Origin of the sequence: Serratia sp. N21D137, from assembly GCF_047530005.1 — a bacterium.
In the GTDB taxonomy this organism is placed as follows: Bacteria; Pseudomonadota; Gammaproteobacteria; order Enterobacterales; family Enterobacteriaceae; genus Chania; species Chania fonticola_B.
On record NZ_JBLJAJ010000004.1, the window covers coordinates 185,142 to 209,664 of the forward strand.

21 protein-coding genes are annotated in these 24,523 nt (G+C 51.8%); 10 read left to right on the top strand and 11 right to left on the bottom strand.

The features are described from left to right. Window positions 1-67: 67 nt before the first annotated feature. The 3 genes from ACMV5H_RS05290 (at window position 68) to ACMV5H_RS05300 (ending at window position 5,269) form a co-directional block, all read left to right on the top strand. The gene (locus ACMV5H_RS05290) at window positions 68-3,160 is read left to right on the top strand and encodes a beta-galactosidase (protein WP_414821550.1); all 3,093 of its coding nucleotides are present in this window, start codon (window positions 68-70) and stop codon (window positions 3,158-3,160) included. 214 nt (window positions 3,161-3,374) lie between these two features. Then, on the top strand, window positions 3,375-4,637 hold the full coding sequence (locus ACMV5H_RS05295; protein ID WP_021804673.1) for an MFS transporter: 1,263 nt from the start codon (window positions 3,375-3,377) through the stop codon (window positions 4,635-4,637). Window positions 4,638-4,660: 23 nt separating this feature from the next. Next, window positions 4,661-5,269 (top strand): maltose acetyltransferase domain-containing protein, encoded by a 609-nt coding sequence (locus ACMV5H_RS05300; RefSeq protein WP_257014223.1) that lies wholly within the window; start codon window positions 4,661-4,663, stop codon window positions 5,267-5,269. A gap of 105 nt (window positions 5,270-5,374) precedes the next feature. Here the strand turns inward: ACMV5H_RS05300 and purB are convergent, their stop codons facing one another. From purB to rluE, 5 genes are all read right to left on the bottom strand, one after another. Then, window positions 5,375-6,745, bottom strand: coding sequence for an adenylosuccinate lyase (purB, locus tag ACMV5H_RS05305; protein WP_021804671.1), 1,371 nt, complete (start codon window positions 6,743-6,745; stop codon window positions 5,375-5,377). Between the two features lie 21 nt (window positions 6,746-6,766). Continuing rightward, window positions 6,767-7,393 carry a high frequency lysogenization protein HflD gene (gene hflD / locus ACMV5H_RS05310; RefSeq protein ID WP_021804670.1) on the bottom strand — a complete coding sequence of 209 codons (627 nt, stop codon included), beginning with the start codon at window positions 7,391-7,393 and terminating at the stop codon, window positions 6,767-6,769. A 2-nt stretch (window positions 7,394-7,395) separates the two neighbouring features. Next, entirely contained in the window at window positions 7,396-8,499 is a 1,104-nt protein-coding gene (mnmA, locus tag ACMV5H_RS05315; protein ID WP_021178255.1) for a tRNA 2-thiouridine(34) synthase MnmA, read from the bottom strand. A gap of 96 nt (window positions 8,500-8,595) precedes the next feature. Then, window positions 8,596-9,042, bottom strand: a complete 447-nt coding sequence (locus tag ACMV5H_RS05320) for an NUDIX hydrolase (protein WP_414821551.1) — start codon at window positions 9,040-9,042, stop codon at window positions 8,596-8,598. A 9-nt stretch (window positions 9,043-9,051) separates the two neighbouring features. Next, window positions 9,052-9,678 (bottom strand): 23S rRNA pseudouridine(2457) synthase RluE, encoded by a 627-nt coding sequence (gene rluE / locus ACMV5H_RS05325; RefSeq protein ID WP_094981864.1) that lies wholly within the window; start codon window positions 9,676-9,678, stop codon window positions 9,052-9,054. A gap of 140 nt (window positions 9,679-9,818) precedes the next feature. Here rluE and icd point away from each other — a divergent pair, with 140 nt between their 5' ends. From icd to ACMV5H_RS05355, 6 genes are all read left to right on the top strand, one after another. Then, on the top strand, window positions 9,819-11,072 hold the full coding sequence (gene icd, locus ACMV5H_RS05330) for an NADP-dependent isocitrate dehydrogenase (RefSeq protein ID WP_021804667.1): 1,254 nt from the start codon (window positions 9,819-9,821) through the stop codon (window positions 11,070-11,072). Between the two features lie 934 nt (window positions 11,073-12,006). Further along, window positions 12,007-12,339, top strand: coding sequence for a fimbrial protein (locus tag ACMV5H_RS05335; RefSeq protein WP_414821552.1), 333 nt, complete (start codon window positions 12,007-12,009; stop codon window positions 12,337-12,339). A 637-nt stretch (window positions 12,340-12,976) separates the two neighbouring features. After that, entirely contained in the window at window positions 12,977-13,522 is a 546-nt protein-coding gene (locus tag ACMV5H_RS05340; RefSeq protein ID WP_021804664.1) for a fimbrial protein, read from the top strand. Between the two features lie 58 nt (window positions 13,523-13,580). After that, window positions 13,581-14,285 (top strand): fimbria/pilus periplasmic chaperone, encoded by a 705-nt coding sequence (locus ACMV5H_RS05345; RefSeq protein WP_094981829.1) that lies wholly within the window; start codon window positions 13,581-13,583, stop codon window positions 14,283-14,285. Window positions 14,286-14,360: 75 nt separating this feature from the next. Beyond that, on the top strand, window positions 14,361-16,940 hold the full coding sequence (locus tag ACMV5H_RS05350) for a fimbria/pilus outer membrane usher protein (protein ID WP_414821553.1): 2,580 nt from the start codon (window positions 14,361-14,363) through the stop codon (window positions 16,938-16,940). A 14-nt stretch (window positions 16,941-16,954) separates the two neighbouring features. Then, window positions 16,955-17,542, top strand: coding sequence for an AAA family ATPase (locus ACMV5H_RS05355; RefSeq protein ID WP_414821554.1), 588 nt, complete (start codon window positions 16,955-16,957; stop codon window positions 17,540-17,542). 286 nt (window positions 17,543-17,828) lie between these two features. Here the strand turns inward: ACMV5H_RS05355 and ACMV5H_RS05360 are convergent, their stop codons facing one another. Continuing rightward, window positions 17,829-17,990, bottom strand: coding sequence for a YnfU family zinc-binding protein (locus ACMV5H_RS05360; protein WP_021178250.1), 162 nt, complete (start codon window positions 17,988-17,990; stop codon window positions 17,829-17,831). 536 nt (window positions 17,991-18,526) lie between these two features. On the opposite strand from ACMV5H_RS05360, the gene ACMV5H_RS05365 reads away from it, so the two are divergent. Continuing rightward, window positions 18,527-19,156 carry a LysE family translocator gene (locus ACMV5H_RS05365; RefSeq protein WP_021804652.1) on the top strand — a complete coding sequence of 210 codons (630 nt, stop codon included), beginning with the start codon at window positions 18,527-18,529 and terminating at the stop codon, window positions 19,154-19,156. Window positions 19,157-19,213: 57 nt separating this feature from the next. Here the strand turns inward: ACMV5H_RS05365 and ACMV5H_RS05370 are convergent, their stop codons facing one another. From ACMV5H_RS05370 to puuD, 5 genes are all read right to left on the bottom strand, one after another. Continuing rightward, window positions 19,214-19,861, bottom strand: coding sequence for a winged helix-turn-helix domain-containing protein (locus ACMV5H_RS05370; RefSeq protein ID WP_051363671.1), 648 nt, complete (start codon window positions 19,859-19,861; stop codon window positions 19,214-19,216). Window positions 19,862-20,200: 339 nt separating this feature from the next. Then, complete coding sequence (locus ACMV5H_RS05375; RefSeq protein WP_021178247.1) at window positions 20,201-21,481, bottom strand: NAD(P)/FAD-dependent oxidoreductase; 1,281 nt, start codon at window positions 21,479-21,481, stop codon at window positions 20,201-20,203. Window positions 21,482-21,491: 10 nt separating this feature from the next. Next, entirely contained in the window at window positions 21,492-22,988 is a 1,497-nt protein-coding gene (gene puuC / locus ACMV5H_RS05380) for an aldehyde dehydrogenase PuuC (protein WP_414821555.1), read from the bottom strand. 15 nt (window positions 22,989-23,003) lie between these two features. Then, window positions 23,004-23,561, bottom strand: a complete 558-nt coding sequence (puuR, locus tag ACMV5H_RS05385; protein ID WP_021178245.1) for an HTH-type transcriptional regulator PuuR — start codon at window positions 23,559-23,561, stop codon at window positions 23,004-23,006. Beyond that, window positions 23,558-24,319: a gamma-glutamyl-gamma-aminobutyrate hydrolase gene (gene puuD, locus ACMV5H_RS05390; protein WP_021178244.1), complete on the bottom strand. Its 762-nt coding sequence runs from the start codon at window positions 24,317-24,319 to the stop codon at window positions 23,558-23,560. Before puuD ends, puuR begins: the two co-directional genes overlap by 4 nt. Window positions 24,320-24,523 lie beyond the last annotated feature (204 nt).

Sequence of the window (24,523 nt, forward strand, 5' to 3'; positions counted from 1 at the left end):
TTTACACCCCTACGCGCATTGTTCATTTTATTGTTAATTGTGAGCGTATAACATTTAGAGGGGAAGCATGAACTCATCTCAAACAGGGAAATCACTCAGCGCTGTTTTATCTCGTCGAGACTGGGAAAATCCTGCCTGTACGCAATACCGTCGCCTACCCGCGCATCCGCCATTTCAAAGTTGGCGCAATGAGCAAGATGCAAGAGAAGATAGGGCTTCAACTCAGTCTGCTTCGTTAAATGGCACTTGGAAGTTTAGCTATTTTAGTCAGCCAGAAAGGGTGCCGGAGACCTGGCTACAGAGCGACCTGGACAACGCTGATGAAATACAGGTGCCGTCAAACTGGCAATTGGCTGGCTACGATGCACCGATTTACACCAACGTTACCTATCCGATCCCGGTTAATCCGCCTTTCGTCCCGGTAGAAAACCCTACAGGATGTTATTCGCTCACATTCAATGTCGATGAGGGATGGCTAGCGCAGGGACAGACCCGGATTATTTTCGACGGTGTCAATTCTGCGTTTTATCTGTGGTGCAATGGTCACTGGGTTGGTTATTCACAAGACAGCCGTTTACCTGCTGAATTCGATCTCAGCGACGTTTTGGTTCCAGGGGCAAACCGGCTGGCGGTGATGGTATTACGCTGGTGCGACGGCAGTTATCTGGAAGATCAGGATATGTGGCGCATGAGCGGGATTTTCCGCGATGTCAGCCTGTTGCATAAACCCGCCACTCATCTGAGCGATATCTCTATTACCACGCCATTAAGCGACAGTTTCCGCCGAGGGGAACTGGTGGTAGAGGTGCGGGCTCATCAGCCACAACAACACCGGGTGCAGGTGCAACTGTGGCGTGAAGATGCCCTGATCGGCGAACAAACGCAGGCCTTTGGCAGCGAGATCATCGATGAGCGCGGCGCTTATGATGAGCGTACGACCCTGCGCCTGCCGGTGGATCAACCCGCCTTGTGGAGTGCGGAGAACCCGGCACTGTATCGTGCCGTGGTCAAGTTGCTCTCCCCAACGGGTGAACTGGTGGAGGCTGAAGCCTATGACGTGGGTTTCCGCCAGGTTGAAATCAGCAACGGCTTACTGAAGCTTAACGGACAGCCGCTATTAATACGTGGCACCAACCGCCATGAGCACCATCCTGAGCAGGGTCAGGTCATGGATGAAGCCACCATGCGTCAGGATATCCTGCTGATGAAGCAGCATAATTTTAATGCCGTGCGCTGTTCCCATTATCCGAACCACCCGCTGTGGTACAAGCTGTGCGATCGCTACGGCCTGTACGTCGTGGATGAGGCGAACATTGAAACGCATGGCATGCAGCCGATGAACCGGCTGTCGAACGATCCGCTCTGGCTGCCTGCCATGAGCGAGCGTGTTACGCGCATGGTACAACGCGATCGCAACCATGCCTGCATCATCATCTGGTCTCTGGGCAACGAGTCCGGCCACGGCAGCAACCATGATGCGCTGTATCGCTGGGTGAAAAGCCAGGATCCTACTCGTCCGGTGCAGTATGAAGGCGGCGGTGCCAATTCGGCGGCAACGGATATTGTGTGCCCCATGTATGCCCGCGTCGACCAGGATCAGCCTTTCCCGGTAGTACCCAAATGGTCGATCAAGAAGTGGATCGGCATGCCCGATGAAAACCGCCCACTGATCCTGTGTGAGTATGCCCATGCGATGGGTAACAGCTTTGGTGGCTTTGATCGCTACTGGCAGGCTTTTCGTAAACATCCGCGACTCCAGGGGGGCTTTGTTTGGGACTGGGTCGATCAGGCACTGAATCGCACAGATGACAGCGGCCAAACCTATTGGGCCTACGGCGGCGACTTCGGTGATACGCCTAACGACCGCCAATTTTGTCTGAACGGGCTGGTATTCCCCGATCGCAGCCCGCACCCGGCACTGTTTGAAGCGCAGCGTGCCCAGCAGTTTTTCCAGTTCCAACTGCTCGAACAGCAGCCGTTAACGATTGAAGTGAACAGTGAGTATTTATTCCGTACCAGCGATAACGAGCGGCTTTATTGGAATGTAGCCTTGGACGGGAAAGCTATCGCACAGGGAGAGGCTGAACTGTCATTAGCGGCGCAGGGGACACAGAAAATCGTATTGGGTGATATTCCCGAACTGAATGAGAGCGGTGAACTGTGGTTGAACGTGGAGGTTCGCCAAATCAAGGCAACAGCATGGTCTGAAGAGCATCATCGTTGTGCCTGGGACCAGTGGCGTTTACCTCGACCATTAACCTTACCAATGGATCACAATGACGTTCAGGCGCAGTCACCTCGGTTAAACGAGCATAATGACGCTTTCAGCATTGAGTGGGATACACAGCGCTGGCAGTTCAATCGGCAAACCGGTTTGCTTGAGCAGTGGTGGCAGGATGAAAACGCCGCTCTGTTGACGCCGTTACGCGACAACTTTACCCGTGCACCGCTTGATAATGACATTGGTGTGAGCGATGCCGCTCACATCGATCCTAATGCATGGGTAGAACGTTGGAAGAGAGCGGGTATGTACGCGCTAGAAACGCGCTTACTGCAATGTGAAGCCGATTCGATTTCACAAGGCGTGCAGATCCGCACGGCCCATGCTTATGCCTACCAAAACAGCATCATGTTCATCAGCCACAAGACCTATTTGATCGACTGCCAGGGTAAACTGCAGATTGATGTCAATGTTGATGTAGCCTACGGAATTCCAGCACCGGCGCGGATTGGCTTGAGCTGCCAGTTGGCGGAGGTTGCCGAACATGCAACGTGGCTGGGGTTAGGCCCACACGAAAACTACCCTGACCGCCAGCTTTCCGCTCAGCTTGGGCGGTGGACGTTACCGCTTTCTGAGCTACAGACGCCATACATTTTCCCTACGGAGAATGGATTGCGTTGCAATACTCGCCAACTGAAATTTGGTCGTTGGCAGTGGCAGGGGGATTTCCACTTTGGCCTCAGCCAATATAGTCAGCAACAATTAGCGGATACCTCGCATAACCATTTGTTGCGCCCGGAGCAGGGGGTTTGGGTCAATATAGATGGTTTCCACATGGGGGTCGGCGGCGATGATTCATGGAGCCCGAGTGTGAGCCCGGATTTTATCCTGGATGCTGAGCACTATAACTATAAGCTGGTTTGGCAGTACGGTGAATAATACTTATTTATCATGGGATGGATTCTTGGTCGCACTTGTTTACTCCAGTCACAGGGTTATCTATGTGACTGGGGTAGTGGGTTTAGCTCATCCCTGCAACCCGACTTTTTATAATACAGAAAAACATCCATCATCCTACCTGATGAATATATAAATAATATCGCGTACCTGAGTATGGACTCAAACGCGCTTGGGTTTTGCACAAGGAGTTCGCATGTACTATTTAAAAAATACCAACTTCTGGATGTTTGGGCTGTTTTTCTTCTTCTATTTCTTCATCATGGGGGCCTACTTCCCATTCTTCCCTATCTGGTTGCATGACATCAATCAGGTCAGTAAAAGCGATACCGGCATTATCTTTGCCAGCATATCCTTCTTCTCATTACTGTTTCAGCCGATATTTGGCCTGCTGTCAGATAAACTGGGGTTAAGAAAACACTTGCTGTGGATAATCACGGGGATGCTGATATTATTCGCACCGTTCTTTATCTATGTTTTCGGCCCGCTATTACGCACTAATATTGTCTTGGGTTCCATTGCTGGCGGGATTTACCTTGGTTTTATTTATAACGGGGGTGCGCCAGCCATTGAGGCGTATATTGAGAAGGTAAGCCGCCGCAGCTCGTTTGAATTTGGCCGAGCACGCTTATTTGGCTGTGTGGGCTGGGCTTTGTGTGCCTCGGTGGTCGGCATTATGTTCACCATCAACAACGAGTTTGTATTCTGGCTCGGTTCTGGCTGTGCCGTGATACTGGCGATCCTGTTACTTATCGCTAAACCTGAGGCAGGCAGTACCGCCCAGGTTGCTGACAAATTGGGGGCTAACAGTAAGCCGTTTAATTTGCGCTTGGCGTTCGAATTACTGAAAGACTCTAAACTTTGGTTTTTAGCCCTGTATGTGGTGGGCGTTTCCTGTACCTACGATGTGTTTGATCAGCAATTCGCCAACTTCTTCACCTCGTTCTTCTCATCAAGCGAACAAGGTACGCGTGTTTTTGGTTATGTCACCACCATGGGAGAGTTACTGAATGCGTCAATCATGTTCTTTGCCCCGCTCATTGTTAACCGCATCGGTGGGAAGAATGCGCTGTTGCTCGCGGGGCTCATCATGTCGATACGTATTATCGGCTCTTCATTTGCGTCTACACCGGTAGAAGTGGTTATTCTGAAAACCTTGCATATGTTTGAAATTCCGTTCCTGATCGTTGGCTGTTTTAAATATATCACTTCGGTATTTGAGGTGCGCTTCTCTGCCACTATTTATCTGGTTTGTTTCTGTTTCTTTAAACAATTAGCGATTATGTTCATGTCGGTCTTTGCCGGGAATATGTATGAAAAAGTCGGTTTCCACGGAACCTACCTTATTCTGGGGCTTATTGCGCTATCGTTTACTCTGATATCAGTCTTCACTTTGTCGGGACGTGGGCCGCTGTCAGCGTTTAAACCTGAACCAGAAGCCGTAAGGAATATGGCATAGTCAACGACAAGGATAATACGATGATGACGCAACGGGAAAAGTTAGCCAGCGGGTGTTTATACACTGATATGGATGAAGGTATGGCAGAAGAGCGCCTGCGCGGAAAAGAATTGGTTTATGACTTTAATCATACGCGGCCTTCAGAGCAAAAAAAACGTGAAGCGCTGATCCGTCAACTGATGGGGAGCGTCGGCAAGAACGTTTGGATTGAGCCGCCACTGCATGTTGCTTATGGTAGCCAGATCGCTATTGGTGATAACTTTTACGCCAACTTTAATCTGGTAGTGGTGGATGACGGTAAGGTGCTGATTGGCGACAACGTGATGATTGCGCCGAATGTCACGATATCTACCACGGGGCACCCAGTGGATCCTGCGGTGCGTATTACCGGCCAGCAGTTTTCTTTGCCCGTCACCATTGAAGATAATGTCTGGATTGGTAGTGGGGTCATCATTAACCCTGGTATTACCATCGGTCGTAACAGCGTTATTGGTTCAGGGAGCGTGGTGACCAAGGATGTGCCTGCAGACGTGGTCGCTGCGGGCGTTCCCTGCCGTGTACTAAGACCCATCGGTGAGCACGATCGAGTTTTCTACCATAAAGGGCGGCGTTTCACAGATAGCTCACTATAAACGGCAGGGCTTGTTATTTCATAGGGGGGCAGATTCAGCTCGGTTAAAGTTAACCCGCCCTTGGGCGGGTAACTAAAGAGCCTCTAAAGCTGCAAGGGAAGGCGCTTACTTCAGCTCGTCAACCATGGTGGTGGCGCGGCCAATGTAGTTAGCTGGCGTCATGGCTTTCAGGCGGGTTTTCTCGTCTTCCGGTAGTTCCAGGCTATCGATAAAGGTTTGCATACCGGCTGCATCTACGCGCTTGCCACGGGTCAGCTCTTTCAGCTTCTCGTACGGCTTTTCGATACCGTAACGGCGCATCACGGTCTGGATCGGCTCGGCCAGCACTTCCCAGTTGTGATCCAGTTCGTCCAGCAGGTGTGCGCGGTTCACTTCCAGCTTGCTGATGCCTTTCATGGTGGCCTGATAGGCAATCAGCGCATAGCCCAGGCCCACGCCCAGGTTACGCAGCACGGTGGAGTCCGTCAGGTCACGCTGCCAGCGGGAAACCGGCAGTTTGCTAGCCAGATGGCCCAGTACCGCGTTAGCCAGGCCCAGGTTGCCTTCGGAGTTCTCGAAGTCGATCGGGTTAACCTTGTGCGGCATGGTGGAAGAACCGATCTCACCGGCAATGGTTTTTTGCTTGAAGTGGTTCAGGGCGATGTAACCCCAGATATCACGGTCGAAGTCGATCAGGATGGTGTTGAAACGTGCCACGCAGTCGAACAGCTCGGCGATATAGTCATGCGGCTCGATCTGCGTGGTGTACGGGTTCCAGGTCACTCCCAGCGAGGTGACAAACTCTTCGCTGAAACGGTGCCAGTCCACTTCCGGATAGGCCACGATGTGGGCATTGTAGTTACCTACTGCGCCGTTGATTTTACCGAGGATCTCAACGCGCTCTAACTGGCGATATTGACGCTCCATCCGGTAGGCCACGTTGGCAAACTCTTTACCCACGGTAGACGGGGTAGCGGGTTGGCCATGGGTACGTGACAGCAGCGGAATATCACGATATTCCAGCGCCAGCCCTTTGATGGATTCGATGATTTTGCGCCAGTGTGGCAACACCACATCCTGACGCGCAGTGTGCAGCATCAACGCATGGGACAGGTTGTTGATGTCTTCAGAAGTACAGGCGAAGTGGATAAACTCAGACACGGCGTGCAGAGCAGGTACTGATTCCACTTTTTCTTTCAGGAAGTATTCCACCGCTTTAACGTCGTGGTTGGTGGTTCGCTCGATGGTCTTGATGCGCTGGGCGTCTTCTTCACTGAATTCTGCGACGATCTTATCAAGGTAAGCGTTTGCGTCGGCGTCAAAAGCGGGAACTTCTTTGATCTCTGCGCAAGCGGCCAGTTTTTGCAGCCAACGTACTTCAACCTGCACGCGGAATTTCAGCAAGCCATACTCGCTGAAAATGGTGCGCAGTGCGCTGACTTTATCACCGTAGCGTCCATCAATGGGGGAAACGGCGGTCAGTGAGGATAATTCCATCGGTAGCAACTCCTGGGAAGTTTAACAATGAGCAACGATATTTTGCGCCTGCTTGAGCAGACGATTACGGGAAAACATTAACTGCAGGCGGCTACCGCCAACCTGCTGCCACAGCACGGCGGCACGGATACCGGCGAGCAGGGTGGCACGAACCTTGGCCTGCACCTGCGGATTTTGCAGGATGGCGGGTGAACCTGTTACCTGGATGCGCGGCCCCAATGGTGCCACAACATCGACATAGATACCGGCCAGGGCGCTGATGATGGTATCTGAACCCAGTTCATAATGCGCCAACTGACGCTCCAACTGGCTCAACCGCTCGCCGAGCGTATTCATCGCCGTTTTGTTGGCGTTCAGCTTGCGCTCCAGCACCATCAGGCTGATGGTGTAGCGGGTCAGCTCGGCGGCCGGGCCTTTGTTATTGGCGTTGAGTACGCCAATCAAGGTTTCCAGCCCCATCTTCAGGTTACGCTCTTCGCCGCCGAACACCGCCAGGGTAGAAGGGGGATCCATCTGCAACAGGCTGTTGAGTGAGGTATGGAAGGCTTCGCCATCCATTTGCCCTTCGTGCGCCAACTGCTGTACCAGACGGGCCGCTTGGCTAATCCCGGCCATGGCCAGCGTGATGTCGTAATAATTCTTCGCCACGGTTACTCCTGTATACGCTGTTCAATAATGCCGCCGCCCAGGCAGATATCGCCCTGATAGAACACGGCGGACTGGCCTGGAGTGACGGCTGCGACCGGCTCGTCGAAGCGAACTTCGATGCGCTCGGCGTCTAGCGGCGTCACGGTGCAGGGAATATCCTGCTGGCGATAACGGGTTTTAACCGTACAGCGCAGAGGTTGTGTCAACGGCAGGCGATCCACCCAATGCAACTGCTGGGCGATCAGGCCGATAGACATCAGGCGCGGATGTTCGTGGCCTTGAGCGACCACCAGAATATTGTTGGCGACGTCTTTATCCACTACGTACCACGGATCTTCGCTGCTGTCTTTCATACCGCCTATGCCCAAGCCTTTACGCTGGCCGAGGGTGTGGTACATCAAGCCCTGGTGTTCGCCGATGGTTTGGCCGTCGACGCTAACAATCGGGCCAGGTTGTGCTGGCAGATAGCGGCCCAGGAAGTCGCGGAATTTACGTTCGCCGATAAAGCAGATGCCGGTAGAGTCTTTTTTCTTGGCGGTAACCAGTTCCAGTTGCTCCGCAATGCGGCGGACCTCTGGCTTTTCCAACTCACCGACCGGGAACAGGCTTTGCGCGACCTGCTCGTGGCTCAGTGTATACAGGAAATAGCTCTGGTCTTTGTTACCGTCGACGCCGCGCAGCAGGCGGCTTTTGCCGTCCACGTCCTGGCGGCGGACATAGTGACCGGTAGCGATAAAATCCGCCCCCAGATCTTCAGCCGCAAACTCCAGGAACGCTTTGAATTTGATTTCTTTATTGCACAGGATATCCGGGTTAGGGGTACGGCCCGCCTTGTACTCTTCAAGGAACAGCTCGAACACGTTGTCCCAGTACTCCGCCGCGAAGTTCACCGTATGCAGCTCGATGCCCAGCTTGTCGCAGACGGCTTGTGCATCGGCCAAATCGGTGGCGGCCGAGCAGTATTCCTCGTCGTCGTCTTCTTCCCAGTTCTTCATGAACAACCCAGCGACCTGATAGCCCTGTTGTTGTAACAGATAGGCGGTAACGGAAGAGTCGACGCCGCCGGACATTCCGACGATCACTTTTTTCTGGCTGTTGTCTGACATGGGGATCTCACGAACTTGAACACGTACTGTGCGATAAAAAAACAAGCGCAGGATTTTACCACGTTGGCCGCCTGCGCGCACGGCCCTTATTTGCCGTTAAAGCGGCCAGTTAAAGCTGGCAACCAGCGACAACGGGTAGCGTTCCGGCTGCTGATAACAACGGATCGTCTCGGCCACCAGCGGTGAACGCAGGTTTTCAGCCTTCAGGATCTGCTCGGCGGTCAGCCATAGGCAGCAGTCTATATCATCGTCTTGCGGCTCGGTGGGCAGCGGCTGCTCCAGCTCAATCACAAAGCAGAAGCGCAGAAACGGCGTGCGGTCTGGCGCGATCCACTGATGCATCCGCAGAAAAGACTGCGGCTTGGCACGGATGCCGGTTTCTTCCCACAGTTCGCGCTCGGCGGCCTGGACCAGCGTTTCATCCGCTTCGAGATGGCCGGCTGGTTGATTCCACAGGGCTTTACCGTTGATGGTTTCTTCGACCACCAAAAATTTACCGGCGGCATGAACCACGCAGGCAACGGTGACGTGCGGCTTAAACATGGCGGTTCCTTATAGTGAATCGACGGTCTGCCATTCCCCAGGTTGCAAGCTCCCCAGGGAAAGATTGCCCATACTGTAACGAATCAGGCGCAGGGTAGGGAAGCCGATATGTGCCGTCATGCGACGCACCTGGCGGTTTCTGCCCTCGTAGAGCGTGATTTTCAGCCAACTGGTGGGGATGGTCTTGCGTTCGCGGATCGGTGGATTGCGCGGCCATAGCCATTCTGGCTCTTCAACCCGTTCCGCTCCGGCGGGCAGGGTTGGCCCATCGTTCAGCGTCACGCCAAGGCGCAATGCGGCCAGATCGCTCTCCTGGGGTTCGCCTTCCACCTGCACATAATAAATCTTACCGGTGCGTTTGCCGGGCTGGGTTAGCTGTGCCTGTAGCTTGCCGTCGTTGGTCAGCACCAGTAAGCCTTCGCTGTCGCGATCGAGCCTTCCTGCGGCATAAACATCGCTGAAAGGAATGAATTTTTTCAGAGTGACGCGGCCTGCTTCGTCGGTAAACTGTGGTAACACATCAAAGGGTTTGTTGAAGATGACCACTCGCCGCGGCGCCTGGGATTTCTGGCGTGCTGCGGGTTTACTGCGGCTGAATCGTTTAACTTGGTGATTTTTAACAGAGAATTTAGTCATGGTCTTTGAGATTTCGAATGATAAGCGCATTATAGCCTAATCCGTTTCGGATTGGCGCGAGCTGAATATTCAAGTAGTATTGACACGCATCTTACAAAGCATTAACAAAAATTGCGCTTGAAGACAGAAAGGAGAGGTTGATGGAAAGCAAAGTAGTTGTTCCGGCAGAAGGTAAAAAGATTACGGTTGATGCCCAGGGTAAACTGGTTGTTCCGCATAACCCTATCATCCCGTTCATCGAAGGTGACGGTATTGGCGTTGACGTGACTCCTGCCATGATCCACGTGGTGGATGCAGCGGTTAAAAAGGCCTACCACGGCGAACGTAAAATCTCCTGGATGGAAATCTATACCGGTGAAAAATCCACCCACGTTTACGGGAAAGACGTGTGGCTGCCGGAAGAAACACTGGAACTTATTCGTGACTACCGCGTAGCGATCAAAGGCCCACTGACTACGCCAGTGGGTGGCGGTATTCGTTCTCTGAACGTGGCACTACGCCAGCAGCTCGATCTGTACGTGTGTCTGCGCCCGGTGCGTTATTATCAGGGCACACCAAGCCCGGTTAAGCAGCCAGAGCTGACCGATATGGTGATCTTCCGTGAAAACGCCGAAGACATCTACGCCGGTATCGAATGGAAAGCGGGTTCTGCAGAAGCGGACAAAGTGATCAAGTTCCTGCGCGACGAAATGGGCGTGAAGAAGATCCGTTTCCCAGAGCAGTGCGGTATTGGCGTTAAGCCTTGTTCCGAAGAAGGCACCAAGCGCCTGGTTCGTGCGGCTATCGAATATGCTATCACCAACGATCGTGATTCAGTGACGCTGGTTCACAAAGGCAACATCATGAAGTTCACCGAAGGTGCCTTCAAGGATTGGGGCTACGAACTGGCACGTGAAGAGTTCGGTGGTGAATTGATCGACGGCGGCCCATGGCTGAAAATCAAGAACCCGAACACCGGTAAAGAGATCGTGGTTAAAGACGTGATCGCCGACGCCTTCCTGCAGCAAATCCTGCTGCGCCCGGCAGAATACGACGTGATCGCCTGTATGAACCTGAACGGTGACTACATCTCCGACGCCCTGGCCGCTCAGGTTGGTGGTATCGGTATCGCCCCTGGTGCCAACATCGGTTCCGATTGTGCGCTGTTTGAAGCCACCCACGGTACTGCGCCTAAGTATGCTGGCCAGGACAAAGTGAACCCAGGTTCCATCATCCTGTCCGCTGAGATGATGCTGCGTCACATGGGTTGGTTCGAAGCTGCCGACCTGATCGTTAAGGGCATGGAAGGCGCTATCGCTGCCAAGACCGTGACCTACGATTTCGAACGCCTGATGGAAGGTGCTAAGCTGCTGAAATGTTCAGAGTTTGGCGACGCTATCGTTAAACACATGTAATTGTGATTTAGCGTAACATGATAACGGGAGCTTATGGCTCCCGTTTGTTTTTTCCCCTTCAAAAAATCTTCTGCAAAACTGTATGAAAAAAAGCCAAAACTCGATGTTGGATCAGTTAACTGCAGTTCGAATGTTCCGCTTTTTCTTGGCAATACTTGATCTACCATTTTGACGAATCTATTCCAACCATACCCATTTGCTATTGCCAGTCTTTGCATCGTTATTATTGAGTGCAGATGTTGAGCTAACATTGGATTATGGCCAAGCAATGGCGTGCAGGTATGAGCGGTATAAGCGGGCTTGATTGCACAGTTTGCCCTGGTTGATGAAACTGCATGGCGTAGAGGATGAGGTAACCGCGTTCTTAGATATCTTGGTGATTGAAGCGACGGCGCTTTCGGTTATTCATGAGAAATGAAGGGGAAAGTTATAGGAAAGCTAATTCTTACAAGGATATGGCATTGTTTTTACCTCCTCAGTAGTCTACTTGTTGGTTTTGTTAGCAATGATATCCTGTTACTCTTTAGCCTAAAATATTGAAGGGATAGGGGCATGAAAAGGCTACTTCTGACGTTAGGAGTGATAACTCTCACGGGGTGCGTTAACCCCTACACTTATAGAGAAGATCAAGAGATTGTCGCCTCTTTTACGACATCTAACGGAGTTCAGGAGACGCAGGAATGTATCTTGGTTGCGTGGCAAAGTAATATGACTGGGGGAGGAGCTGTTACATCACAGAAAACAGGGAAGTACTACAGCATCATTTCGATAGCGGATAATGCAGATGTCTATAGTGATGGCGGCATAACCAAGATTGATTTCTACTCGCTGAGAGGTTCACTGGACCCGTGGCGAGGAGTAAAAAAACGAACAGAAGGAATAAAATCCTGTCTATAACCACCTTCGGGTGGTTTTTTTACGCCTGGAGAAAAGCATGAGTGACATTGTAAGTATTGCTCTGCGTGTCGATACCAGCAACTTGCAGAGAGGAAACAGTGAGCTGGATAAATTCCAGCAAAAAAGCGTTGGCGCGGAGGGAAAGGATGGTCGTCTTGGCATTACAGGTACGGCTAGCGGTGCCAGTGTTGCTTTGACCGATGGTTCAGGAAATGTGCTTGAGCTGGGAAAACCCAGCAAAAACTTTTCGCTCCAGAATGGTAATAACACCCTTCCTTTTACCGTTTACCTTCAGGGAGATGGTGTGCCGGAAAATATTCAAGCGGGTGATTATCAGGCTATGGCTGGTTTCATGCTGAAATTCCAATAACTAAAAATTCACTATTGAGTATCGGGAGCCTATGGCTCCCGTTTGTTTTCCTCAAAAACAGATCAGCAGCCAAACGCCGATGAGCTTTATCTTTGCTGCAGAGCAGTAAGTAACTTATGGGTAAGCGAAGCTATCTGCGTATCGCTGCCAAAATCCATTTTATTGGTTTTTTGTTATATATCAATTTGTTGCATGGTTTTCTTATATGGAATTGCAGTGCTGTTAGAACAATAGAGAAATCCGGTCTTTCATATAAGAACGTTGTTTAATTTATTGATTTTAATGGTAATAAATGTTTTGCCCTGCATTTTATACTACTTCACTAAGAATATTCTGTTCTTGGCGATAATATTTATCCCAACAGCAAGGCAGTATGCAACACCGAACGAATGATTCGTGATGGGGTAAGGGATAAAGGTTCGCTGAAAAGGCTTTCAACACGGAACTACCATTCATTGATATCTTGTGAATGTATTTCTATTTGATTTTATTGCACCAGTTATTGTCCTGCATTTTCAATGCTGTGTTATTGCCGATATGTACTCGTCATATTTATAGAGTTATGTATTGCATAAATATATCCACATTTTTGTGGGTAACCTATTAGTTTAATGACGTAAGGTCACTAGGAATAAATATGAAAAAATTAACAGTTGTAGCTTCCCTGGTTGCGGTATTTGGTTCAGTGGGTCTGGCTCAGGCCGCTTCTACCGGTACCATCACCTTCAACGGTGAACTGACCGCCAACACCTGTGATGTCGTAGTCGATGGTCAGACGGCAGATGCCACCGTCGTGCTGCCAACCGTTGGCACCAGCCAGTTGAACGGCGCGACCCAAACCGCTGGTGAAACGGGTTTCGTGATGGCACTGAACAACTGTTCAGGCACACTGCAGACTGCCTCAGCCTTCTTTGAAGCGGGGGCTTCGGTAGATTCCGTGACCGGGCGCCTGAAAAACCTGACTGGCACGGCTTCCAACGTCAGTCTGCAACTGTTGGACGCATCCAGCACGTCTCGGGCAGTGATCGAGGCCGGTAACGCGAATCAGGTGACCAACACCACTTATCAAGATGTTACTAGCGGTAGCGCTACCCTGCCTTATGCAGTGCGTTATTATGCTGAAGGAGCCACTACTGCTGGCACCGTGATCAGCAATGTAGTCTATTCTATTCAGTATCAATAAGCAGTTTTAGAAGGGGGGAGTCATCCCCCTTTATCTCCCGTTGGGTTAGGAGTTTTTTATGAAACTTTTTCCTCTAAATACTGCGCGTCAGGTTTGCACTCTTGCCGCGATTGCCCTTTTCAGTGGCAGCAGCCTGGCCAGCGTGGTACTCACCGGAACTCGTGTGATTTATCCGTCGGACGCCAAAGAAGTCAGCGTCAAAATCAATAATGTCGGTCCCTCGCCGGTACTGCTGCAGAGCTGGATAGATAATGGCGATCCCAATGCCAAACCTGCGGCAATCAAAGTTCCCTTTGTACTGACTCCACCCATGAACCGGGTTGAGCAGGGTAAGGGCCAGACACTACGTATCAGCTATGCTGGCGGAAGCTTGCCAATGGATAAGGAATCGGTGTTCTGGCTGAATGTGCTGGAAGTTCCGGCCAAGAGCGAAGCCAAAACGAACGAAAACCGTCTGCAAATGGCTTTCCGTACCCGGATCAAGCTGTTCTATCGTCCGGCGGGCCTGCAAGGCAATGCCAATGATGCTTCTAAAGCGGTAACTTGGAACACGCAAGGCGGCAAAGTACAGGCAACCAATCCCACGCCGTTTTATGTCAACTTTGTGAACCTGTCAGTCAACGGCAAAAAACTCGATAACGCCATGGTGGCACCGCGCTCAAGCATGGTGTTGAATCTGGCTGGCAATGGGGGCAACAAAATCAGTGGGAGTGTTGTTAATGACTATGGTGCGGTCAACCCCTTCGATGCTGTAATAAAGTAACATAATAATATCTATCACTATTTTTATATTTAAGTCTTAGTGATAGACCCGGTATCAAGCTCTTGAGGGGGCGGGATGTCAAAATTTTTGCGCTACGCTATTCGTGAGCCGTTCGCCTCTTTGGCGGTAGCGGCGTTATCGATTTTTGTGGCGGGAAGTGTCAACGCGGCAACTGAAAACGCACCGCAAACCAGTGCCAAGAGCCTGGAGTTCGACTCGTCTTTTTTGAACGTTGATGACGTTCAGTCGGTCGATCTCAGCCGTTTCGCTGAAGGCGCCTCAGGGTTGCCCGGAATTTACAAAACCGCGCTGTATGTTAACGATCAACTGATCAGTAATACCGATATTGAATTCAAGTCTCGGGCCGATAAGTCGGTCTATCCCTGCCTGACCAGCGACATTATTAGAAATATTGCGTTCAACTACGAAAAACTGCCCGCCGACTTTTTAAAACAGCAGTCTAGCGGCGCCCTATGTATGGATCTGCAAAATAAGCTTCCTGAAGCACAGGTGAACTTCGACAGTAATGAACAACGCCTGGATATCATTATCCCTCAGATTTACATGCTCAATATTGCCCGGGGCACAGTGAGCCCGGAATTATGGGACAGCGGTATCCCGGCGTTCCTGCTTGGTTACAACGTTAATGGTTACACCAGCGAATCGCACGGCAACACCTTTAACTCGCTGTTCGCCGGGGTGAACGCCGGGCTGAACGTGGGGGCTTGGTATTTGCGTCACAACGGCTCTTATAGCCAGATGAGTGACGGGCCCAGCCAATACAGCAGTATTAATACCTATTTACAGCGCGACATTCCGCTACTGAAAGGGCGAATGTTGCTGGGGGAATCGAATACTACCGGGCAATTGTTTGATACCTTGCCTTTTACCGGGGCTCAACTGGCCAGCGACGAGCGGATGTTACCGGAATCCCTGCGTGGCTATGCGCCGGAAATCCGGGGGATCGCCCGCACCAATGCTCGTGTGACCGTGACTCAGGGGGGCCAGGTTTTATATGAAACCACAGTGACGCCGGGGGAGTTCCTGATTAATGACCTTTACCCGACCGGTTACGGTGGCGATCTTGTGGTTACCGTGCGTGAGTCCGATGGCACCGAACAGACTTTCAGTGTGCCTTATGCTTCGGTGGCACAACTGCTGCGCCCGGGGTCATCGCGCTATTCCGTCACTGCGGGTCAATTGCGTAGCGAAAACCTGCGTGATGAACCGACTCTATTCCAGAGTACTTATCAATATGGCCTGACCAATGCCATTACCGGCTATGGTGGCTTGCAAATCAGCCAGGATTACTATGCGGTGCAGGTAGGGGCGGCATTGGGGATCCCGATAGGGGCTCTGGCCTTTGACATCACTCAGGCCGGCACGAAACTGGGTGATAGCACCGATGCGAACGGGCGGAGCCAGCCAGGCGGCACCCTAAGCGGGCAGCGTTACCAACTGAGCTACAGCAAGCTTATCAGCGAAACCAACAGCAACCTTTCGGCGGTCTTCCATCGCTCTTCTTCCCAAAACTACCTGGATTTTCTGACTGCCGCGCAAACCCGTGATGCGGCAGAACAGGGGAATTTTCTGGACTCCATATCACGAGTCAAAAACCGCCTGACGCTGACCGCCGGGCAAGGCTTGCCGGATAACTGGGGGCAACTGTATGTCAGTGGCTCAGTGCAGGATTACTGGAATCAGGATGGCAGCGACATACAGTATCAGGTGGGGTATAACAACCGCTATAAGAGCCTGTCATACGGCATCAGTGCCAACCGCAGTCACTCAAGCATCGGGCAGATGCAAACCAACTACCTGCTAAGCTTCAGCTTGCCACTGGGCCGGAATGACGAACTCCACACGCCACAGCTGAGAATGGACCTATCTCATGACAGCAGTGGGCGTTATGGCCAGCAGGCCACGGTATCTGGTACCTCCGGCGTGGAGAATCAGTTCAGTTATGGCATAACCGCGATGAACGCCAACCAGGGGATGGGGACCAGCGGTTCGGTGAATGGCAACTACCGCAGCCGCGTCAGCGCACTGAGTGGAACCTACAGCACCGGGAAAGGCTACCAGAGCGGCTCTGCCGGTATGACAGGGACGGTGATCGCCCACGCAGGAGGGATCACCTTTACTCCCTACACCTCAGACACCTTTGCCCTGGTAGAGGCCAAGGGAGCAGAAGGGGCCAGCGTGTCGTCGTATCCTGGGGTGAACGTTAACTCCCGCGGCTATGCAATGGTGCCTTACCTGAATCCCTACCAGATGAACGAAATCAGTATTGATCCGAAAGGCACCGCAGGGGATGTTGAGTTGGATAACACCAGCCAGAAAGTTGCACCGTATTCCGGGGCGGTGGTGAAATTGAAATACAACACTAAACAAGGGACGGCGATTCTGGTGAATGCGACCTATCAGGGGGAACCGGTACCGTTCGGCGCCGATATCTTTGATAGTAAAGGCAACAATGTGGGTTCAGTGGGGCAAGGTGGGCAAATGTATGCTCGTGTAGCGGAAGACAAAGGAGAGCTGATTGTGAAATGGGGCGCCGGTAGTGAAATGCAATGTACTGTGGGGTATATGCTGATGCCGCAGGCAAAAAACAGCCCCGTTTCGGCGATCCAGGTCTTCGATTCAGTTTGCCAATAGGGCTAAATAGGTTAATGGACAGAATACTTAAAAATCAGCCCCCGGTGACGCCAAAAATAAACAGAATACATATTTTGGGTGCCTCTGGAGTGGGGACAACATCGATCGCAAGACGATTGGCTGAACGAATTGATTGCCAACATTTTGATTCCGATGATTTCTATTGGCGCAACACATCACCGCCCTATACCGTGGTGTATCAAACTCAAGAAAGACAACGGCGCCTGTCAACTGCATTAGCAGCCCACAGACAGTGGATACTGAGTGGCTCGCTATGTGGCTGGGGCGACATGTTTATCCCATTTTTTGAGCTAGTGGTCTACGTATACGTAGAAAATGAAACTCGTCTTGAACGTATCCGCCACAGAGAGTCAATGAGATTCGGGGATGCCATTTTACCCGGCGGTGATCAATATGAGCGCTACAGGGAGTTTGTCGAATGGGCTGCAGCGTATGAGACATCAATTGACGTCAGTAGAAACGCTGTCCGGCATCAGCAATGGCTGGAAAAAGTAAATTGCCCCATTGTTATGGTCATCAACCACAGAACAGTTGACGATGCGGTGAATGACATTATGGCTCATATGCGGATGGGAAACTGATGGTAGTTTAGAAGCAGTGCTCTTATTCCAACCGAGTTGAGCGTCAGAGGTTGGGAGTTCATACTCACGGTGCAAGCCACACTGGAAATCTCGGGATAAATTCCTAAATGAAGAGGGTAGGCACTACCCACTCACTATACACGGATATAATGGCCGTGTTTGCCATATCCATTCAAACAACGTTCCGAAGTCCCATGTGGTCTTTGCCGCTATCGAGCCCATTGATAGCGGTTATTTTGCAGCCACTCCCGCCTATCTCAGCCGACGCAGTTCGTTCCTGGCACTCTCAATCTTCGCGTTTACGGAAATAATGTCCACAGTGGGGGCAGATCAGCGTGACGTTTTTTTTCACCTTGCTGCGATTTTGCGGCGAACTTTTTGCGCATTCAGGGCAGGTGACATCAACGGGGGCGTCACCGAATAGCTTAAAAGCATCAAAGAAAGACATCTTTTTCACCGGGTAGAGGTAGGAGGAGTTCAGTGTACCTTTATCGCTCGGTGATAGCTCCACATAGATTGGTAAACCACTGGTAGAGACGTAGCTAGCCGCGCGCTAAAAAGGGAGTAACAAGTGGGATGACGGGTCAGGGGGAAGAAAAAAGCCCCGCAAAAAATGAGGGGCAAACACAACAACACCAGGGAAATCATTGATGATTAATCTGCTATTACTATATGTTTTTTGAGACGAGAGTTCATCAATAAATTGCTGCATTATTGCAACATTATAGTTAATTAATTTGTATGCATTTGGCTTTATTCATACGTTTTGTGAATTTGTTCGCTATTTGTGAGCAATAAGCGCGCATGCTGGTTGTTTTTTGTTGAATTGATGGCTTGGGGGATGGTTTCTTGCTCCATCACTCCGTTCCGGACAGAATGTGACTTGAATCACATCGGGCAGATCCCCTATATTCCCCACCATAACGAAGTTGTCGTGTTGCGATGCAGCGGCGCAGAGAGTTTTACATTTGTCCGGAGTTGTTGATGGAGTTAACTACGCTTTTGCTTTACGTGATTGCCGTCAGTGCGGTGATGGTGACGCCTGGCCCGTCCATGCTGTTGGCGCTAAACAATGGTGCAATCCACGGTATGCGTATTGCCAGTTACGGTTTCCTGGGGGCGGTATTGGCCGATCTGTTGCTGATCGGCGCCGTCGGTTGCGGACTTGGGGCGTTGTTGCAGGCCTCTGAGCAGTTGTTTGCCGTGGTGAAATGGGGGGGGGCGTTATATCTGGTCTACCTGGCCTGGGTGCTGTGGCGAGCGCCGGTAAAGGCGTTGGCGGTAAACGCTAGCGCCGCCGCTGCGACCGGGAAAACGGCATTCCTGCGTTCCCTGATGGTCGGTTTGTCCAACCCTAAGGGCCTGCTGTTTTTCTCGGCCTTTCTGCCGCAGTTTATTCAGCCAGAAAAGCCGATCGCCATGCAATACCTGATCTTGGCATTGGTCAGCGCGATGATCGACTGCGTGATGATGACGATCTATGCCTACGGCGGCCGCCATGCGATGCGGAAATTCTCGGCGAACGTGATGCGCTGGGTAAACCGTAGCTGTGCTGGCATGCTTGGCGTATTGGCCGTAGGTGTTGCGCTTTATCGGCGTAGCGATGTGAGCTAGAGCCTATCGGTTAAATCAGCGGGCGCAGCATACTGCGCCGCTACTTGGCGAGAATGTCTAGAGTTTCAGGGAGCTTACCAGCTCCCTTTTTAATAGGTGACTGCCTGTGTTAGCAAAAGAGGACAGCTTAGGCATATGACCTACTGACGGATCTGCAGTTAACTCGCAGCCCGGATTGTTCCACGTCATAGCGGTATAGTTCGCATCTGATTGGTAGTAGTGCTGGTAGATGTGAAATATATGCACCACGGTAGTCACCGTTAATATAATCACCAACGCAATTAAAACGTAAGTGATTTTAATTTTGCTCAGAAAATTCTTTTTCTCTTTACGAGGTAATTCAGGCTCGCCCTGATTAATTGCGATCTCTTCAATGGCGACATCACTAGCTATTCTTAACCCTACTTTTGGTATGGTTTCTATGATGTTTTTATCAATACCCATGCTCTTGATGATCCGCCGTAGCGTGCTCAGGCATTGGTTGAGATTATTATTGCTGGCCTGTAGACCGTAATCATCCCACACTTTTTGCAGAAGCACTTCTCTCTCAACAATTTCTCCTTTATTTTTAATAAGAAAGGAGAAAAGTCGAGCTGCAGACGAGGAAATAGTGACGATTTCTTCCTGAAGTTCCTGATGATAAAAACCGACGCTATTCGGGCAGAAAAGGACATCTCCTTCGATGAGATATTGAGGCTTTGTCATGCTGATTCACTCCATGTCAGACAGTGTAATTAACTTAATTAACGTTAATCCTAAGTCTTATAATATTGTTTTTTTGTCGGTAGAGCAACAAAGAAGCAATATAAAATATAGTGTAACCAGCAAATTTCAGTTTAAAATCCGCTCTATTTCGTAACGGCAGTTATTAATATTAAGTAAATGGCCTGTAAAATATTAACCGGTATTTAATAAAAATTAAGATCGCTAACTTACTGATAATTTTGCTAAACAAAGGTTCTAACTAGTCCGACCTCTAAGAATCAGCCTAGTTAGAAAAATGTATCAATTTAAGTAACAGATTTGTGCGGAGGCAGCGATGAATTAAACCCCAATTCGATCGCGCAGAGTGTAGTAGGCAGCACCAATGGCGGTGAAGGGGATTTGCAGGTTACGGCCACCAAAGAACGGCAGGTGCGGCAGTTTGGCAAAGGCGTCAAAACGTTCGGCATCGCCACGCATCAGCTCTGCTATCAGCTTGCCCGCCAGATGGGTGCAGGTCACGCCGTGCCCGCTGTAGCCTTGCATGTAGTAGACATTGTTTTCCAACCGACCAAACTGCGGCATGCGTGATAGCGTCAGCAAGAAATTGCCGGTCCAGCGGTAATCAATGCGTACGCCTTTCAGTTGCGGGAAAGTTTTCAGCAGCTTGGGGCGGATCAGGTTGTCGATATCATCCGGATCCCTGGCGCCATATACCACACCACCGCCGTACAGCAGTCGGTTATCACCGGTTAAACGGTAATAATCCAGTAGGTAATTGCAATCTTCCACGCAATAGTTTTGTGGGATCAGTGAGGCTGCCACTTCTGGAGCCAAGGGCTCGGTGGTGACCACTTGAGTCCCGCACGGCATACTACGTTTGGCCAGCCTTGGCTCCAGTTTATCGCCTAGATAGGCGTTCCCGGCCACGATCACGTAACGAGCGGTGACTTGGCCGTTGGCGGTGCTGACCACTGCTGGCTCTCCGTGACGGATATTGGTGACTGCGGACTGCTCGAAGATCCGTCCTCCTTGCAGGCGAATGGCCTCGGCCTCTCCCAACGCCAGGTTGAGCGGGTGGATATGGCCGCCGCTGTGATCGAGTAACGCGCCAACATAGCGATCGCTGCTGACCTCCTGGCGGATACGGTCGGCATCCAGCAGTTCAAGTTGCGTATTGCCGTAACGCTCCCAGTGCTGCTTTTGTTCGATCAGCGCGTGGTACTGCTTATTGTTAAGCGCGGCGAAGATCCCGCCGGGGCGATAGTCACAGTCAATGGCATAGCGCTTGATACGGCTGCGGATAATCTCTGCACCTTCAAACATCATGCTACCCAGCAGCTTGGCGCTTTCTGCACCGTAACGGCTTTCGATCACGTCGATGTCGCGGCTGTAGGAGTTGACCAGTTGGCCACCGTTGCGGCCGCTAGCACCAAAGCCGATACGGGCAGACTCCAGCACTACCACGTTATAACCGGCTTCGACCAGAAACAGCGCCGATGACAGGCCAGTGTAGCCACCCCCCACGATACAGACGTCACAGTCGATCGATTCATTCAACTGCGGATAAGGCTGATGGTCATTGGCCGTTGCCGCATAGTAGCTTTTTACGTGTTCAGTCATCATAAATTCCTTATCCCAGTGAAATCCAGGTGGTTTTCAGTTCGGTAAATTTATCCAGCGCATGCAGCGATTTATCGCGGCCGTTACCGCTTTGCTTGTAGCCGCCGAACGGTACGGTCATATCGCCGTCGTTGTAGTTGTTGACGAACACGGTGCCCGCTTTCAACTGGCGGGCCATGCGGTGTGCCCGTGACATATCGCGGGTCCAGACGGCCGCACCCAACCCATATTCGCTATCGTTGGCTAATGCGAGTGCCTGTTGCTCACCGTTGAAGGTCGTGACGGCCAAGACAGGGCCAAAAATCTCGTCCCGCGCGACGTGCATCGCGTTATCCACTTGAGTGAGAATAGTAGGGCCGAGATAGCCGTGATGATCGCCTTGCGGATGAGCTCGCCCATCAAGGAACAGCGAGGCTCCCTGGCTCAAACCCTGTTCGATATAGCCGGTGACTTTTTCACAGTGCTGTTGGTCGATCAGCGTACCCATCAGCGTTTGCGGATCGAGCGGATTGCCCGGTGCGAAGGCCGCGGCATGCCGCTGCAATGCCTGTAAAAAGGCCTGCTGAATACTTTCCTCTACCAGCAGGCGCGTACCGGCAATGCACACCTGGCCCTGGTTATAAAAGATCCCGGCCGCCGCGCCTTGCGCCGCCTTATCCAGGTCCGGGCAGTCGGCGAAGATAATGTTGGCGCTCTTGCCACCGGCCTCCAGCCACACGCGCTTCATGTTGGATTCACCGGCGTACTTCATCAACTGCTTGGCCACCTGGGTGGAGCCGGTAAAGGTGAGAGCGTCAACGTCGTTATGCAGTGCCAACGCCTTGCCCGCATCGTGGCCGAAACCAGGAATAATGTTCAGGACGCCATCGGGTAATCCTGCCTGCTGTGCCAAAGCGCCTAGATAAACCGCGGTGAGCGGTGATTTTTCCGAGGGTTTAAGCACTACGCTGTTACCAGCCGCCAGCGCCGGGCCTAACTTCCAGCAGGCTAACAGCAGCGGAAAGTTCCACGGCACGATGGCACCCACCACGCCGATGGGCTCCCGCTGGATGAGGGCGAGCGCATCATGGCCGGTTGGGGCAATTTCGCCATACACCTTGTCGATGGCTTCGGCGTACCAGCGGATACAGCGGATCGCCCCTGGGATATCGTCGCGCAGGCTGTGGCGGATGGGCTTACCGGTATCCAGCGTTTCCAGCAGTGCCAGTTCTTCGCTGTGTTGTTCCATCAAGCTGGCGAGTTTGAACAACGTTGCCTTGCGTTTGGCAGGGGAGGCTTGCGACCAGTCGCCGCGTTCAAACACCTCGCGAGCCGCCTTGACGGCCAAATCGATATCAATGTGGCTGCCACGGGCCATCTGTACCAGTTCACGAGCCCCGGCAGGATCCTGAATGCTAAAGGTTTCCCCTTCTGCCGCCGGGAGGTAGCGGCCATTGATAAACAGCCGGTTTTCAATCTTCAGGGCCTGTGCCCGTTGTTGCCAATATTCCAGGTGGTGGAAGTCCATACCTTGCTCCGTTAATCAGAATGTCGTCGGCGTATGTGCGCTGATAATTCGGCAAATGCGCGCCGAGGTGTTGCTGAAACTATGGGGGATCGCGGTGTTGATGGCGTAGCTCTGGCCTGCCCGTAGGTGAAAGCTTTGCCCGTTGACCTGCAGCATCACTTCGCCTTCCAGCAGGGTGCCAATCTCTTCCCCCTGATGTTTGAGCCGTTCACCGGTGGTGGTGCCCGGATCGTAGGTTTCGATCATCATTGCCAGGGTGCGGTTGGGATCGCCGTTGTGGATCAGCTTCATCGAAACCCCCTGGCTGCCGATTTCGATCAGATGGTCATGGTCGATCACGATCTGCGGCTCATGCGGCTGTTCCGGTTCGGTAAAGAAAGCCGATAGCGACAGCCCATACACAGTCAGCAGCTTTTGCAGCGTACTGATGGCCGGGCTGACCTTGTCCTGTTCAATGGTGCTGATGGCGCTGTGCGTCAAGCCAGACAGTTCGGCTACCCGGCGCTGTGATAGCCCTAACTGCTGGCGGATCTGCGACAAGCGTTTCCCCGGAGCCAAGCTGACGTCGCTCATAGGCGTTTTTCCTTTTGATAGTGCTGACAGGCGTTAATAAATCCTTCGAACAGCAGACGGGACAGGGCGTATTCATCGCTGTTCCATTCAGGATGCCACTGCACCCCTAAGGCAAAGGGCTGATCGCGAATGCTGAGGGCTTCCACCAGGCCGTCGGCGGCATAGGCTTCAACACGCACGCTTGGGCCGAGGGTTTTGGCTCCTTGGCCGTGCAGGGAATTCACCCAGAATCGGTGGCAATCCGGCAGCAACTGCGCCAGCAATCCTCCGTCTTGCACGGTAACTTCATGAGCCGGGGCATATTGCTGCTCCAGCGGCAGATCGTGATCTTCACGGTGCTCGAGTAGCTCGGGTTGTTCATATAAACGACGGTGTAGCGTACCTTGCGTCGCGACCACCAGCTCTTGCATACCGCGGCAAATGGCGAAAAGGGGGATGCGCCTGCTCAGTGCCTGGCCGATCAGCGCCAGGCTCAATTCATCGCGCCCAGGATCGGCGTCAGGCTCATCGCCGTTTTCACCATAAAGGTGCGGCTGCACATTACTGGGGCTACCCGGCAGCAGGATGCCGTCGAGGTGGGGCAGCAACTCTGCCAGCATTTCCGGCTCTGCCAGCGCGTGCGGCAGGGCGATCGGTAATCCTCCGGCAGCTAACACTGCATTTAGGTACTTTTCTTGCAAGGTCTGGGTGAGGTGCTGGTTTAACCTATACCTGCACATCACGACGCCGACGATTGGTCTGTTAAATATATTGCCCATGCTATCCCCTACAGGTTGTTCGAAATTATGACCGATAAGCCGTTTAATCGCCTTTTTTGTTCAATATTCACTAAATCTAGCAGTCAAATGGCCAATATTCAAACCAAAATTAACACTTGCAAAACATTTTTGTTGCATCTATGTTTCATTGGTGGACATTATATTGAGCAAGATGGTCAAAACATCGAAGCCAGTAAGTGTGAG

Coding starts and splice junctions, on each gene's coding strand:
- ACMV5H_RS05290 (WP_414821550.1), top strand. CDS start 68: ATGAACTCATCTCAAACAGGGAAATCACTCAGCGCTGTTTTATCTCGT.
- ACMV5H_RS05295 (WP_021804673.1), top strand. CDS start 3,375: ATGTACTATTTAAAAAATACCAACTTCTGGATGTTTGGGCTGTTTTTC.
- ACMV5H_RS05300 (WP_257014223.1), top strand. CDS start 4,661: ATGACGCAACGGGAAAAGTTAGCCAGCGGGTGTTTATACACTGATATG.
- purB (WP_021804671.1), bottom strand. CDS start 6,745: ATGGAATTATCCTCACTGACCGCCGTTTCCCCCATTGATGGACGCTAC.
- mnmA (WP_021178255.1), bottom strand. CDS start 8,499: ATGTCAGACAACAGCCAGAAAAAAGTGATCGTCGGAATGTCCGGCGGC.
- ACMV5H_RS05320 (WP_414821551.1), bottom strand. CDS start 9,042: ATGTTTAAGCCGCACGTCACCGTTGCCTGCGTGGTTCATGCCGCCGGT.
- rluE (WP_094981864.1), bottom strand. CDS start 9,678: ATGACTAAATTCTCTGTTAAAAATCACCAAGTTAAACGATTCAGCCGC.
- icd (WP_021804667.1), top strand. CDS start 9,819: ATGGAAAGCAAAGTAGTTGTTCCGGCAGAAGGTAAAAAGATTACGGTT.
- ACMV5H_RS05335 (WP_414821552.1), top strand. CDS start 12,007: ATGAGTGACATTGTAAGTATTGCTCTGCGTGTCGATACCAGCAACTTG.
- ACMV5H_RS05340 (WP_021804664.1), top strand. CDS start 12,977: ATGAAAAAATTAACAGTTGTAGCTTCCCTGGTTGCGGTATTTGGTTCA.
- ACMV5H_RS05345 (WP_094981829.1), top strand. CDS start 13,581: ATGAAACTTTTTCCTCTAAATACTGCGCGTCAGGTTTGCACTCTTGCC.
- ACMV5H_RS05350 (WP_414821553.1), top strand. CDS start 14,361: ATGTCAAAATTTTTGCGCTACGCTATTCGTGAGCCGTTCGCCTCTTTG.
- ACMV5H_RS05355 (WP_414821554.1), top strand. CDS start 16,955: ATGGACAGAATACTTAAAAATCAGCCCCCGGTGACGCCAAAAATAAAC.
- ACMV5H_RS05360 (WP_021178250.1), bottom strand. CDS start 17,990: ATGTCTTTCTTTGATGCTTTTAAGCTATTCGGTGACGCCCCCGTTGAT.
- ACMV5H_RS05365 (WP_021804652.1), top strand. CDS start 18,527: ATGGAGTTAACTACGCTTTTGCTTTACGTGATTGCCGTCAGTGCGGTG.
- ACMV5H_RS05370 (WP_051363671.1), bottom strand. CDS start 19,861: ATGACAAAGCCTCAATATCTCATCGAAGGAGATGTCCTTTTCTGCCCG.
- ACMV5H_RS05375 (WP_021178247.1), bottom strand. CDS start 21,481: ATGACTGAACACGTAAAAAGCTACTATGCGGCAACGGCCAATGACCAT.
- puuC (WP_414821555.1), bottom strand. CDS start 22,988: ATGGACTTCCACCACCTGGAATATTGGCAACAACGGGCACAGGCCCTG.
- puuR (WP_021178245.1), bottom strand. CDS start 23,561: ATGAGCGACGTCAGCTTGGCTCCGGGGAAACGCTTGTCGCAGATCCGC.
- puuD (WP_021178244.1), bottom strand. CDS start 24,319: ATGGGCAATATATTTAACAGACCAATCGTCGGCGTCGTGATGTGCAGG.